Annotated in this window: 13 protein-coding genes; 8 read left to right on the top strand and 5 right to left on the bottom strand. The window is 39.1% G+C overall.

Annotated elements, in window-relative coordinates; genetic code table 11:
• Positions 1-149: 149 nt before the first annotated feature.
• Positions 150-1,619: a carbon starvation protein A gene (locus H5089_RS05905; RefSeq protein ID WP_182711730.1), complete on the top strand. Its 1,470-nt coding sequence runs from the start codon at positions 150-152 to the stop codon at positions 1,617-1,619.
• Positions 1,620-1,703: 84 nt separating this feature from the next.
• On the opposite strand, the gene H5089_RS05900 is transcribed toward H5089_RS05905, so the two are convergent.
• Positions 1,704-2,222, bottom strand: a complete 519-nt coding sequence (locus H5089_RS05900; RefSeq protein WP_182711729.1) for a TetR/AcrR family transcriptional regulator — start codon at positions 2,220-2,222, stop codon at positions 1,704-1,706.
• Positions 2,223-2,611: 389 nt separating this feature from the next.
• Here H5089_RS05900 and H5089_RS05895 point away from each other — a divergent pair, with 389 nt between their 5' ends.
• From H5089_RS05895 to H5089_RS05885, 3 genes are all read left to right on the top strand, one after another.
• Positions 2,612-3,232, top strand: a complete 621-nt coding sequence (locus tag H5089_RS05895) for a glutathione S-transferase family protein (RefSeq protein ID WP_182711728.1) — start codon at positions 2,612-2,614, stop codon at positions 3,230-3,232.
• A gap of 49 nt (positions 3,233-3,281) precedes the next feature.
• Positions 3,282-3,974, top strand: coding sequence for a cupin domain-containing protein (locus H5089_RS05890; RefSeq protein ID WP_182711727.1), 693 nt, complete (start codon positions 3,282-3,284; stop codon positions 3,972-3,974).
• A 121-nt stretch (positions 3,975-4,095) separates the two neighbouring features.
• A complete protein-coding gene (locus H5089_RS05885) occupies positions 4,096-4,476 on the top strand; it encodes an STAS/SEC14 domain-containing protein (RefSeq protein ID WP_002960091.1) in 381 nt (126 codons plus the stop codon).
• 95 nt (positions 4,477-4,571) lie between these two features.
• On the opposite strand, the gene H5089_RS05880 is transcribed toward H5089_RS05885, so the two are convergent.
• Positions 4,572-5,459, bottom strand: coding sequence for a LysR family transcriptional regulator (locus tag H5089_RS05880; protein WP_182711726.1), 888 nt, complete (start codon positions 5,457-5,459; stop codon positions 4,572-4,574).
• Positions 5,460-5,578: 119 nt separating this feature from the next.
• Here H5089_RS05880 and H5089_RS05875 point away from each other — a divergent pair, with 119 nt between their 5' ends.
• The 3 genes from H5089_RS05875 to H5089_RS05865 all read left to right on the top strand — a co-directional run bounded on the left by H5089_RS05875 (position 5,579) and on the right by H5089_RS05865 (position 7,620).
• Positions 5,579-6,457 (top strand): MBL fold metallo-hydrolase, encoded by an 879-nt coding sequence (locus H5089_RS05875; protein ID WP_024595728.1) that lies wholly within the window; start codon positions 5,579-5,581, stop codon positions 6,455-6,457.
• 40 nt (positions 6,458-6,497) lie between these two features.
• Positions 6,498-7,148 (top strand): DsbA family protein, encoded by a 651-nt coding sequence (locus tag H5089_RS05870; RefSeq protein ID WP_182711725.1) that lies wholly within the window; start codon positions 6,498-6,500, stop codon positions 7,146-7,148.
• Between the two features lie 82 nt (positions 7,149-7,230).
• The gene (locus tag H5089_RS05865; RefSeq protein WP_182711724.1) at positions 7,231-7,620 is read left to right on the top strand and encodes a nuclear transport factor 2 family protein; all 390 of its coding nucleotides are present in this window, start codon (positions 7,231-7,233) and stop codon (positions 7,618-7,620) included.
• A 45-nt stretch (positions 7,621-7,665) separates the two neighbouring features.
• On the opposite strand, the gene H5089_RS05860 is transcribed toward H5089_RS05865, so the two are convergent.
• The 3 genes from H5089_RS05860 to H5089_RS05850 form a co-directional block, all read right to left on the bottom strand.
• Positions 7,666-8,613, bottom strand: a complete 948-nt coding sequence (locus tag H5089_RS05860; protein ID WP_039488389.1) for a carbohydrate kinase — start codon at positions 8,611-8,613, stop codon at positions 7,666-7,668.
• 116 nt (positions 8,614-8,729) lie between these two features.
• Positions 8,730-11,126, bottom strand: a complete 2,397-nt coding sequence (locus H5089_RS05855; RefSeq protein WP_182711723.1) for a TonB-dependent siderophore receptor — start codon at positions 11,124-11,126, stop codon at positions 8,730-8,732.
• A 171-nt stretch (positions 11,127-11,297) separates the two neighbouring features.
• The gene (locus H5089_RS05850; protein WP_182711722.1) at positions 11,298-12,524 is read right to left on the bottom strand and encodes a sugar MFS transporter; all 1,227 of its coding nucleotides are present in this window, start codon (positions 12,522-12,524) and stop codon (positions 11,298-11,300) included.
• Between the two features lie 176 nt (positions 12,525-12,700).
• Between H5089_RS05850 and gtfA the strand changes: the two genes are divergently transcribed.
• Positions 12,701-14,173: a sucrose phosphorylase gene (gene gtfA, locus H5089_RS05845; RefSeq protein ID WP_002960098.1), complete on the top strand. Its 1,473-nt coding sequence runs from the start codon at positions 12,701-12,703 to the stop codon at positions 14,171-14,173.
• The last annotated feature ends 74 nt before the right edge of the window (positions 14,174-14,247 follow it).

Raw genomic sequence — 14,247 nt, 5'->3', positions numbered from 1 at the left:
GTGGCTTATATCGATTATTGTATTAGCTAAACGTCTTATTGTTTGAGGGTTAAAGCTTTGTTATCGTTCGTCGATTATTCACGGATTGAAAAGGCGGGGCGACACACAATGCGCTCTATAACTAAAATACAAAAAGAGAAACGTGCTTTATGATCATCTTTTTTATCTGCCTCACTATTTTAATACTGGGCTATAAGTTTTACAGCCCATTTGTTGAAAAACAAGCCGGTTTGGATTCAACTGCTGACACACCACAAAAACGCTTTAGCGAAGGTGTTGATTACGTAGCTATTCACCCTGTACGAGCATTTTTAATTCAGTTTTTAAACATTGCTGGCGTAGGTCCAATATTTGGCCCAATTTTAGGTGCTTTATACGGACCAGTTGCACTAGTATGGATTGTACTTGGTAATGTTTTAGGTGGCGCTGTACACGACTTCTTCTCAGGTGTAATGAGTATAAAAGAAGACGGTAAAAGCCTACCAGAAATCGCAGGCCATTATTACAACGTCGTATTTAAAGGCTTTATGCTTGTATTTACTGCCATGCTACTGTTTTTTGTAGGTGTAGTATTTATTATGAGCCCTGCAGGTTTGCTAAGTAACCTTGATTTTTTTGAAGGTACAATACTGGCAAATAATACCTTTTGGGTACTTGCTATTTTAGCGTATTACTTTTTAGCGACCTTGCTACCAATTGATAAAATTATCACTAAGTTTTACCCAATTTTTGGTGCGCTAATGATTGTAATGACGGTGGCAATTGCTATTTCATTACTTATTAATGCGCCGCACTTACCTGTACCAAGTGACTTTTTAGCTTACTTTGAAGCTGATCACGCACATGACTTTTTAGAGCCAAACCCAGATGGATTGCCAACATGGCCACTGTTATTTATAACAATTACCTGTGGTGCTATTAGTGGTTTTCACTCTACTCAAGCGCCTATTATTGCGCGTTGTTTAACTAACGAAAAATACGTACGTCCAGTTTATTACGGCGCTATGATGTGTGAAGGTATTGTAGGTTGTGTATGGGCACTTGCTGGTATTGCAGCGTTCCCAGATGGTTACGCGGGCTTAAAAGCATTGCTTGACCAAGGTGGTCCAGGCTTAGTTGTTAACCATGTAGCTAACAGTTACTTAGGCGTATTTGGCGGTATAATGGCAATTATTGCAGTAGCCGTATTCCCAATTACTTCTGGTGATACAGCGTTCCGCTCATTACGTTTAACTGTTGTTGATGCGTTTAATATTCCACAAAGCTTACGTAATCGCTTACTAGTGGCGGTGCCTATACTTGCTATAGCGTACTTTATGACGAAGCTCGATTTCTCATTAATTTGGCGCTACTTTGCATTTTCAAACATGCTGCTTTCTACAAGCGTATTATGGCTTGCCACTAAGTACTTGTTTGACCGTGGTACATTCCATTGGATTGCCAGTGTTCCTGCTGTTATAGCAACAGCGGTAACGGTTTCTTATATTGGCACTGCAGCAATTGGTCTTAACTTATCAAGCGATTTAGGTAAACCTATTGGCGCTGTAGTAACAGTGATTGGCTTAATTGTTTTAGCAATTGTGCACTCTAAGCATAAAGTTAAACCAACAGCGGCTTAATAATCACATAAGTTATTTCAAGCATTAAAAAAGCGAGCTATTGATAATCAATAGCTCGCTTTTTTTGTGTACTAAATTTAGGTATTACTGAGTTGCAAGTTCAAAGTAACTATTATCGTCGAGCGTTTTGCTTATCATCATAGCGCCCTCAAGCAGGCTTACTGTTTGAATAGCTGCTTGAGCGGGGTTAGGCTCACCATTAGTTAAGTGTGCAGCGCTAAGCCATGTTAGGTTTTGATTAAAAAAGCGTTTTACTTCAAGGCGTACTTTATCTGGAAGGCTATCGCTTTCGGCTCCTAGTAACCCACATAAACACATTTTTTTATCGGTTACTAATGCACGTCTAAAAAGCTGAGTGTACACATCAATAGGATTCTTACCGCTTGCTTTAAGCTCGCTTGGCTCGCCTAACGCAGTTAAAAAAGAATCAGTATATTGATGAGCAAGCTCAGCACCTAAATCGGCCTTAGTCGCAAAGTGATAGTGCACACTGGCGCTTTTAATGCCGACTTCGCAGGCTAGCTCTCTAAAACTAAAATTACTGTATCCGCCAAGGCGCACCTTGTTTTCAGCTGCTTTTAATAAAGCTTCTTTTTTACTCATTTTTAATATTTCCTATCTGCAGTAACACCAGTTTTATTAAAAACATGATCATTGTATCGCATTAAATAACACACTAACTGTGTTAAAAATTATTCATACAGAATAACTAGATGTCATGATTTTCGCCTCGTTATTGCGCTATTTTCCTAGCGCAATAATAGATCACTTATTTAATGCAATTGGTACAGCAAAATTATCGACCAGTAGGTAGTTATTTACAAGTGTTTTTACTTTTAAGCAACTCCATAATTTTATTATGAATTAAGTTAAATCCCATAAATCAGAAAAATTTAAACGTTGACTTAAATTTAGTTTAATATTATAAATTACCTATCGATAGGTAGTCTCCGCCATTGGCTCACTTTTAAACAATAAAGATAGAGATTGCTATGAAAATTTATGATGTAGAAAACTTTCCAAATCCACTTCGTGTTCGTATCGCTTTAGCTGAAAAAAATGCCACTGCAAATGTTGAATTTGTACCTGTTGATTTATTAAATGGTGAACACAGAACAAAAGCTTTTTTAGCTAAAAATCCATTAGCAGGTGTACCCGTATTAGAGCTAGATGACGGCACGTTTATATCAGAAAGTACCGCTATTACTGAGTATATTGATACCGCATTTGAAGGCCCATCTTTAATGGGTGAAACCGCAAAAGAGCGTGCAGTAATTAACATGATGCAAAAACGCGCAGAATCTATGGTGCTTGACGCTGTGGCAACTTACTTTCATCATGCAACTGATGGCTTAGGTCCAGAGCTTGAAACGTATCAAAATGTGGCTTGGGGTGAAAAACAAGGCGAAAAAGCACGCCAAGGGTTTAGCTATTTTAATGATGTACTAGCGCAATCGGCGTTTGTTGCTGGTGAGCAGTTTAGTATTGCTGATATTACATTGTATACTGGTCTGGTATTTGCTGGATTTGCACAAATAGCAATCCCGAATGAGTTAACCCATTTAGTTGCATGGCAAGAAAAAGTAGCAAAACGCCCAAGTGTTGCGGCTTAATTAGGTTGTTAGTTTAAAATTTAAGTGAAGTTACGCTTAGGAGCCAAATATGAAAATTGCTGCCGATTTTAGTAAACGAGTTGTGGTACATAGCGAAACGCTACCGTGGGTTGCATCGCCGATGGTGGGCGTTGATAGGCGAGCGCTCGATAGAGTGGGCGACGAAGTTGCTCGCGCAACGACTATTGTTCGTTATGCACCTGGCAGTGAATTTTCGCCGCATGTTCATACAGGCGGTGAAGAGTTTGTTGTGCTTGAAGGGGTATTTCAAGATGAACATGGTGACTTTGTGGCAGGTTCTTATATCCGTAACCCACCGCAATCAAAGCACAAACCGGGGTCTGAAAATGGCTGCGTTATATTTGTAAAGTTATGGCAGTTTCAGCCAGATGATCGAACCCACGTGCGTTTACAAACGGACTTGATGCAAAGTACGGCGCACCCTAGTTTTAAAAATGTAGCCGTAACCCCTTTATACAAAGACGATTTTGAAGACGTAAGCTTGTTGGACTTTAAGCCCAACGCCTGCATGGTTATAAGCGCAAAAGGCGGAGCTGAGCTGCTAGTACTTGAAGGCTCATTTGATGAGCAAGCCGATACCCTTGTAAAAAACAGTTGGTTAAGAGTGCCTATTAATAGCTCTGTTAACGTTAAAGCGGGAAGTAATGGTGCAAAAGTATGGCTTAAAACGGGCCATTTAACTGATGTAGAAAACCAGATATCTCGCGTACAAAATGCGTAATTGAGTCGTTTATTTGAGACTATTTAATGATCTAGCTCAGAACTATTTATTGATTTAGTTCAGGACTAATTAATTTTAGAAGGTGTACTTTTACCACTCAGCCTATTTAAGGAGAGCAGTAATGGTACACACAACACATGGTTTATCGATTGGTCTTGAACGTGCAGGAAGAGAGTTTTTTTTAAAACTTAAAGCCGTTGGTACGCTTACTCACGACGACTACAAAATAATTACCCCAATGATAAATTCAGCTCTTGGCGAAGTTAAGCACCCAGTTGTAAACGCCTTAATAGATGGTAGCGAGCTTGAAGGTTGGGAATTACGCGCAGCGTGGGACGACCTCAAGTTAGGTGTTAAGCACTCTAAAGAATTTAAAAAAGTAGCTATTTACGGTAATAAAGAGTGGCAAGCTCGAATGGCCAAAATAGGTAACTGGTTTATATCGGGTGAGGTTCAATACTTTGAAAATGCTACCGCAGCCATAGATTGGCTAGACGAATAATAAATCCCTTCTTTCAAAAAATAGCGCTTACAAAGCGCTATTTCAACTCTTAAATAAAGGACTTATAGCGAACGTTTAATAGTTTTCGCTTATTGTTAAGTATCAATTTTATCAAAATACGTTACTAAGCTATCAATAAATGAACGAAGTGCAAGTGACTGATGTTTCCTAGAGCGGTAAATACCGTATATGCTCAAAGTTTGTGGTTTAAGGTGTGGTAGTAAATGTATTAACTTTCCATTATTTATATATTTCTGCGCAGCAAACTTAGGTTGTAGAGTTATTCCTTGATTATTAAGAGCAGCTTTTAACAGTAAGCTCGAATCATTAGCACTGAAGTTACCAGCAATCGCTACAGATACGGGTTTTTCAGGGTGTGAAAAATGCCACATACTTTTTTCAAACCGTGAATAGTTTAAACAGTTATGGCGACTCAAATCATCCGTAGTTATAGGCTTAGAGTTTTTTTCTAAATATTCTGGGCTTGCACATAATACTGAATGGCATTTCCCAAGTGGGCGAGCAATTATATTAGGATCTAAGTCATTGGTAATTCTAATTGCTAAATCTATTCGCTCTTCTACCAAATTTGTAACGTGATTACTAATTTGTACATCAATACTGACTTCGGGATGAGCGTGCAAGAATTGTTGCAACATATTTGGTAGTACATCATGTGCTAAAAAAGGCGAGCACGACAACCTAATTTGCCCGTTTAATCTGTTATTACTTTCTATTGGCGCACTGATGTTTTGGGCGATGGCAATGAGCTCTCGGCTATGATTAAGTACTTTTTCACCCTCTGACGTGAGTGTTATTTTTCTTGTTGACCGATGGAGTAGTTGGGTATTTGCCCACTTTTCCATTTGATTCAAATACCGTGTAACCATAGATCTAGACATATCTAAAGCACGGGCAGCACCGGCTAGACTTTTCTGCTCTACAATTTTTATAAATACATCAGCTGCAATAATTCTATCCATTCACTTTGCCTATATGTTCGATTTATGCAACAGATAGTTGCATTCTGCCTAGTTTTTCATTCTTAAATTGCAACATACAATAGCCTCATCTTAACGAAATAACAAACAGGCTACTGAGAATGAAAAAAGTTAAACACGTATTAGCAGCAACAGCTTTATTAGCAAGCACATTAATGCAACCGGTATTAGCGCAAAGTGAATTAGTTGTTGATGTATATAACCCACAAGACAAAAGTATTTTTGCTGTTTCATCAAGCATTATAAGTGGTGATAACGAAGTGTTATTAGTGGATGCCCAATTTCAGCGTAATGATGCACAAGCATTGGTTGAAAAAATAAAAGCGAGCGGTAAAACATTAACAGCTGTTTATATTAGTCACAGCGACCCTGATTTTTACTTTGGTTTAGATGTAATTAAAGCTGCTTTTCCAAAAGCAAAGTTATTAGCGACTAAATCAACAGTAGAGAATATTAAACGCTCAATGCAAGGAAAGTTAAATTATTGGGGGCCTATTTTAAAGAGCAATGCACCTAAAGAACTTATTTTGCCAGAAGTAATGCTATCTAATAGCCTAACTATAGATGGGAAAGAAATTATTATTAAAAATTTACAGCATGATCCAAAGCATACTTACCTTTGGATCCCTTCTATAAAAACAGTGCTGGGTGGGGTTGTAGTATTTGATCAAATGCATGTGTGGTTGGCCGATTCGAGCACTGCTGCAGAGCGTCAAACTTGGCAGTCAACATTAGATAACATCGAGAATTTAAAACCTCAGACTGTTATTCCAGGTCACTTTTTACAGGGCAGTAAACAAGACCTTTCTGGTGTGTCATTCATGAAAGGATACTTAAATAAAGCGGATAGCGCTGCAAAAAATGCAAAAAACTCAACTGAATTTGTAGAGATAATGACTCAAGCTTACCCTGATTTAGGTGCAAGAAGCATCTTAGAGTTGGGCTCAAAAGTGGTTATGGGTGAGATGCAATGGCACTAAGTGCCCTTGCGTTAAGCAATTATTTAGATAGGAAATATTAATGAAAAACGTAACGTTACATATAATTGTTGACCCTTTATGTGGTTGGACTTACGGCAGCGTGCCCTTGATCACCGCTGCTGAAAATATTGATGGTTTAATTGTAAAAGTACACAGTGGAGGCATGCTAACAGGTGATAATGTAAAATTAGTGACTCCTGCATGGCGTGAATTTGCACTTAAAAACGACAGTGCCATAGCGAAGAAAACCGGTCAAGTATTTGGTAGTAACTATACTGATGGGCTTTTAAAAACCAACGATATTATACTCAACTCGGCTCCGGCTATTACCGCTATATTGGCAGCGCAAAAGCTTGGTATATCAGGTGGGGAAATGCTTAATAGTATTCAACATGCTTATTATGCTCAGGGTAAAAACATTATGCAGCTGCATGTACTGACTGATATTGCATTGGAGCTGGGTTTAAACAAGGCCTTATTTGAAAGCCACTTTAATGCGCTAGAAGGCGATGCAACAGATCAACATATAGCACAAAGCCGTGGCTTGTTGCACAATATTCATGGGCAAGGTTTTCCTAGTGCAGCATTTGAATTTGACACAGGTAAGTGGCAAAAAGCCGATATAGCCCATTATTATGGAAAAACTGAGCAGTGGGTTACCTACTTACAGCAATCAGTTGCGCTAGTATAGTGTGATGAAATTTCTAAATAATAAAGCTGTTTATATTACAGCTTTATTGATCTTCCTTTTTATAGTGCAAGGGTGTGCAAAAATGAGCAACATAGACATAATTAAAAGTACGTATGAAGGCAAAACATCACAAGAGAATGGGCAAAATTTAGTTGCTCATGCAAGTGATACTATTACTTGGAAAGAGGCTGACGGTTTTGCTTATGCTGGTACATACCATGGTATGAATGACATTACTGAACATGTTTTTCATAAGCTTGCAAGCGAGTGGTATAACTACACGTTTACGCCACAAAACTACTTATCCCAAGATGATACTGTTGTAGTGTATGGCACGTACTCTGGTATTTATATTAAAACGGGTAAAAAAATGCAAGCTAGGGTCGCGCATATTTGGCAGCTTAAAAATCAAAAAATAACGCACTTTGAACAAATAGTGGATAGTAAAATGGTGTTTGATGCTATGCAGTAACAACGCGTTACTGCATATATTTGAACCTAAAAAACATTAGGTCTATTAAAGTACATCAGCCAGCACAGGTAATGCCGGAAATGCCCCTTTAGCTAAACACGCTTTAGAGCCACATTTAAGAGCGAAGTGCAGGGCGCCTTTTACGCTCGCTTTATCATTTAGTTTATCTGCTAGTGGTAAATCACTTCCTAAGTTATTTAAGTAGTATAAAACCCCCGCTATAAATGCATCACCTGCGCTTGTTGTATCTACGGCATTTATTTTTGGTGCCGATTCGTTAAGTGTAAATGCGCTGTGGTAAACCGTGGCAGGCTCTGGTCCATCGGTTAAAAACACCAGTTTTACTCCGGTATTTAATAGCATTTGAATGTAATCATCGCTCGTTGTATCGCTATGCTGGGCTAAAAAATTAAGTTCATCACGCGAGAGTTTTACTATGTCACAATAGGTGTAACAGGCTTTTACATTGCTTGCTATATCGTTTGTGTTTTCCCACAAGCTGTAGCGTAAATTTACATCAAAACTGACGAGTTTATTATTCGCTTTTGCAAGTTCTAGCGCTTTAACCGTTGTGTTGGCAATTGCTGATTCGGTTAATGTGTTTGAACAAAAGTGTAGTGTGCTTATTTCTTGCCAATTTATATGCGCTAAATGCGCCTGCGTTAATAGTACATCGGCTGTATTATGGCGATAAAAGCCAAAACTACGCTCGCCGGTTTCATCAAGGCTTACTATAACCATGGCGGTTTGTGAGCCTGCAATGGTAAATAAATAGTCTGTATTTACATTGTATTGCGCTAATGCATTACTTAATTGATTGGCAAAATGATCGTCCCCTTTACCACCACAAAATGCAGCCTCTGCGCCGAGTTTTGCGTAGCCAACAGCTACATTGGCAGGCGCGCCACCTGGTATAGGTAAATAGGCTGAGTTATTAGCATCTTGTGGCAGCATATCAATTAATAGCTCGCCTAAGCACAGGAGTTTAGTCATTTGGAATATCCTAAAAAGCCTAGCAAGGCTAGGCTAAAAAACGTGAAGGGTGTTATTTATTCATACTTTAAAAGGCGCTACAGTGACTACTCACCGCAGCGCCGCAATACACACATTTAGTTAAAAGCGTATTTTAAAGTTACCGATGTTGTGCGGCCGTTAATAGTACGGGCACGAATAATGTTATTTTCAGGTACTGAACCTTCTTCTGCTTCTGTAATACCTACTGTATCAAATAGGTTATTCACATTAAGCGCAATATTAAGGTTTTCAGATAAGTCATAGCTTACAAAGCCATTTACCTGTGTGTAGCCGTCAAATTGTAGATCGTTATTATCTTGAGCGTATGCATCGGTAGTACCAATGAAACTTACCCCTGCAGCGCCTTTTTCATAGTTGTAACGTGCCATTAATGAGTAAATTAAATCGGCTTGACGACGTGGCGTATTACCTACAACATCTGGGTTAAGCGCATCTTTTGCTATTTCTGCATCGGTCCAAGTTAAATTACCGCGAAAATCCCATGCATCAATAAAGTAAGTAGATTCTATTTCAATCCCTTTTGCTTCGTATTCACGGTCAAAAAACGTTTGTGATGTTGCTTCAAAATTTTGCTCTTCAGTTTCGGCAAAAAACGCAGTAGCAAACACTGATAATGAATCAAAGCGCTTTTTAACACCAAACTCAAACTGGTTTACTTCATCAACAGCGTCTTCTTTTGCAACAGAGCCGTCGGCGCGTACTTTACCAAATAAAAGACGGTCAGCATTTGCACGCCCACCTTTACTAATACGTGCAAACGTAGCAAGGCTTGGGTCAATTTGATAATTAGCACCAATTGAATAAGAAGAATAGTTCCAGTCATAGCTTACTGGGCTGGCGTTGGCAATATCAATACCTGCAACGTTTTGCTCAGGGATTGATATTTCTCCGTCGCGGTTCATATCTACAGTTGATGTTACGGCACCTGCATAGTTACCGCGAGCTTCGCCACTGTCGTAACGGGCACTTGCATCAATGCTTACGTCGCCTAATTTAGTAGAGAATGCAACGTATGGTGCACGGGTGTCGTACTCTGTGTCGTAATCACGTTGGCAACAGTTTCCCCAGTAAGGTGTGCCATATGCATATAAACCATTTTCTGAAAATTCAGTACCGTCAGCTGCAGTAACATTTAATAATGCAGCATTGTCGCCTTTAAGCTCCATAAGGTATGAATTCCATAACCACGACATAGCAATGTTTTGTGTTGACGCGTAATAACCAAAGGTAATGCTGGTGTCATCATCAAACGATTTAGTTAGTTTAAAGTCGTTAACTAATGAATCGAAGTCGTTCATTGTTACGTCAAACGTATGAATTCGCATAGCAAGGTCGTCGTTAAATGCAGCGCCCGTGTTTGCGTTACTGAGTGTTGCGCCTACACCACCAATGCTCTGTGCAATAGATGATGCGCTGCCAACCTCTGCAGGAATAAGCGAGTTAAAGTTGCCGCTTATTGATGATTTACGAAAACGGTTTTCGATACGCCAATCGTTATCTAAATCAAATACAGCTTCAAAACCAACAGAGTCAACCTTTGGATTCATACCATCGCGAATATCGCCGCTACTGATTTGGTTTTCACCATTTAAACGTACTGTTTTAGTAAATAACGCTGAGTGAGGTGTGTCTGATTGCGCATCAAAGCCAGCAATAGAGTCACCATTTGAGTACATTGGCATTGGAAGGTAGCCAACACTCTTATCGTCTAAGTGTTTGTAGTAAAGGCGAACGTAACCGTTGTCGAAATCTTTTGTAAGGTTAGCTTTTATTTGGCCACCTTTATTAGACGTGTAACCTGTTTCGCGCGGGCCTTCGCCTTGTCGAACAAAGCCACCAACATGAAAACGCACGCTATCGGTTAAGTAAGTGCCGTATTCAAAGTCTGTACGAACGCTGTCGTAATCTAAGCCAAGTGTTGTAGATACACTGCCAGATTCGTTTTCGCCATTTTTAGAGATAAAGTTAATAATGCCACCAGGTGCATTACTTGCGGCAGTAGATGCTGAGCCACCACGAATCGATTCGATAGTTTGCACAGTGTTATCTAATCGCATAAAAATATCTGAATTACCAAAAGCGATATCACCGTATTGCAGTACAGGTAAACCATCTTCTTGTAATTGTAAAAATTTTGCACCGCCTGAAGCAACTGGCAGGCCACGAACAGCAATATTTGCATTACCTTCGCCACCTGTCGATTCTGCACGGATACCAGGAATGATTCTAAAAGCCTCGGCTGTTGAGCGAGGAGTAGACACCTGAACTTGTTCAAGTGATACGCTACTAACTGAAACGCTTGAAGCCATGATTGTTGTTCGACGTGGTACGCCGGTTACAACAATTGTTTCAAGACCTTTGTTTTGTGATGCTTCAGGTGTTGCTTGGTCTGTTTCTTGTGCGTTAACGCCTTGACTTACGGCAAGTGCTAAAGCGCTGATTAAATATAAAGGTGTATTGTGTGTTGTCATGTGAACGCCTCGTTGTGTTGAACCCAGTAGGATTTGTTATTTTCACTTAATCGATTAAGTAAAAATAACAAATATTTTACAATAAGCAAATTATTTTGTGTTTAATTTGCTCTTTTATTATTCATATGTTGATTTTAAAAGTATTTTTTATTGTATTGAGATATAAATTTATTAAGCTGTTGGGTTATTTTCTTGTAAAGCACTCATTGATGGGTCGCGTAAATAATTGAACAACATAGCTACAAATAAAATCACGGCAAACCCTGTTGCTAAGTAAAAGCCATAGCGCACATGGCCAAAGTAATCGCTGATCATACCCATAAATAAAGGAGCTAAAGCAGCCGATAATGCGGTAAAAAATAATATAACGCCGGCTACGGCTCCATGGCGCTCAGCAGGAAAACACGATATACCTTTAGAGTTTAAAGTTGGATAAACCATAGACATAAATAAACCTGAAAGAGGTAGTAACCCTACAGCCCAGTCAACGCCACCAATAAGTGTACCCACATAACAAAGCGCAATACCTAAGCTTAAATAAGCCATAACACCTTGCCAGCTATAACGATTTAGTAACCATACAGCAATAAAACGACCTGCAGCACGTAGTATAAAAAATATAGTAAGTGCATAAGTGGCAAGGAGTGGCCAAGAGCCTGTGTAGTCCTTTAATAGCGTTGGCATCCATACATAAATAGCCACTTCAGTCGCTACATAAAGTGCAATAGCTAAAGAAAAGCCAAGTGCATAAGGGTTTTTTACCATTTTTAGGGTGGTGGCCAAAGAGGCTGGCTTTTCAGTTGTTTTAACTACGTCAGGGTAGTCTGCGCGCCATGCTAATAAAGCAAGGATTAAACACATTACGCCCGCAGTAATATACAGGTATGTCCAACTAACGTTTTGCACTAATAAAACACCAACTAGGGCAGGGCCTACAATAGCGCCAATGCCAAAAAAGCCCTCAACCTTGTTCATAGTTTTAGTATGGTCGTCGTTACTATGTGAAATATCGCCAAGCAATGCCAGTGCGCCGGTTTTAAATAAACCAATGGCCAGGCCTATGCAGCAAAGCAATACTAAAAAGAAAGTAAAACTGGTGCTAAATGCAAATAAAAAACAACTCGCGGAAAATATTAATAGACCTAGCATAATGGTTTTTTTACGGCCAAGGCTGTCAGCTAAAAAGCCTAAAAATAATCCACTAAAGGCAATGAGTGCCATAGGAGCGTAATGAAATGCACTAGCTTGAGTCATGCTCAAACCGAAATCTTTTATAAGTTCGGGGATTATCATGCCGACTGCGTCAGAGGTCATGGCAAACATAAAAAACATCATGTATGTAAGCCAGCGTATTTGTTGCAGTGGGTCGCTGCTTACGTGAGTGTGTGATTTTGTCATGTGTTTATTCCTCGTTAAATTCTCTATTAATACTTCGTAAGTCAGTCAGTTGCTTACTGTAGTATTACGTGAGACACGAAATTTGTATGTAAAATTATTAAAAATTACTTGTAAATTCTTACTCGCTAGTTAAAGATATATCTTAATCGATTAAGTTTCAACATGGTAATCACACAATGATGAAGAATAAAGTTCAATTGATCACATATGCTGATCGAATCACTGGCCAAAATATAGGCGCGCTAACCACACTTTTAAACGGCCCTTTAAAAGGCGTATTTGGTGGTGTGCACTTATTGCCATTTTACAATCCTATTGATGGCAGCGATGCTGGCTTTGACCCTATTGACCATAGTGAAGTTGATTCTAGAATAGGCACTTGGGAAGACATACAAGTATTAGGTAAAGATCTCGACTTAATGGCTGACCTAATTGTTAACCATGTATCGGCGCAGTCTTTTCAGTTTCAAGATGTATTAGCTAAAGGTAAGCAATCAGAATTTTGGGATTTGTTTTTAACCAAAGATGATGTATTTCCAAATGGTATGAGCGAAGCTGAGCAAAAAGCAATTTACCGCCCACGTCCTGGTAGTTGCTTTACCCCAATGAAATGTGGTGATGGTAAAACGTATGACTTCTGGACCACTTTTACCGATAACCAAATTGATATAAACGTAAAAGTAGAAGCCGGTGTTGCGTATTTAAATAACGTACTCACTAAATTTTCGGCTAACAATGTAAATATTATTCGTTTAGATGCGGCGGGTTACGCTATTAAGCAAGCTGGCACTAACTGCTTTATGCTTGATGAAACGTTTGGCTACCTAGATAACTTATCTAAGCAAGCAAACGATTTAGGCATGGAAACCATTGCAGAAATTCATAGCCATTATCAAACTCAGGTAGAAGTGGCAAAACGCGTAAATATGGTTTACGACTTTGCGTTACCACCGCTTATTTTACACAGCTTATTTAACAACGATGTAGATGCACTGCTCAAATGGTTACAAATTTCGCCACGTAATTGCTTAACTGTACTTGATACACATGACGGTATTGGCATTATTGACGCAGGTCCAATGGGCGACAAACCAGGGCTATTAAATGCACAGCAGATTGATAACCTAGTAGAAACAATGCACGCCAACAGCAACAACCAAAGCCGCCAAGCTACGGGCGCTGCGGCGAGTAATGTCGACTTATATCAAGTTAACTGTACGTACTACAACGCATTAGGCGCTAAAGACTTTGATTACTTACTGTCGCGTGCAATTCAATTTTTTGCTCCAGGTGTACCACAAGTTTATTACGGCGGCCTATTTGCTTGCGAAAACGACATGGAATTACTGACAAATACAAATGTAGGCCGTGATATTAACCGCCCATATTTAGATGCAAATATAATCGACAAAGCCTTAAATAAGCCTGTAGTAAAAGGTTTAATTGAATTAATTAAAATTCGCAATTCACACCCTGCATTTGCAGGTGAATTTAGCGCCCAAGGTGAAGGCAGTATGTGTTGTTTATCGTGGCAACTAGATGAGCAAACTATTTCACTTACTGTTGATTTTAAATTACGCCATGCACTTATTACGCAGGTAAATGGTGATGAAGAAACAACGATTAACTTAAATTCATTTTTAGCTTAATGTTATAAAAGTAATTTACAAACGCCATGTAAAGCAAAAGCCAAGCTTAAGTAGCTTGGCTTTTTAACACATAA

The sequence above is a fragment of the Pseudoalteromonas sp. SR45-1 genome (genome assembly GCF_014163655.1).
Lineage (GTDB): Bacteria > Pseudomonadota > Gammaproteobacteria > Enterobacterales > Alteromonadaceae > Pseudoalteromonas > Pseudoalteromonas distincta.
The sequence above is the reverse complement of the archived record's forward strand: the minus strand, read 5'-3'. Positions and strand labels throughout refer to the sequence as shown.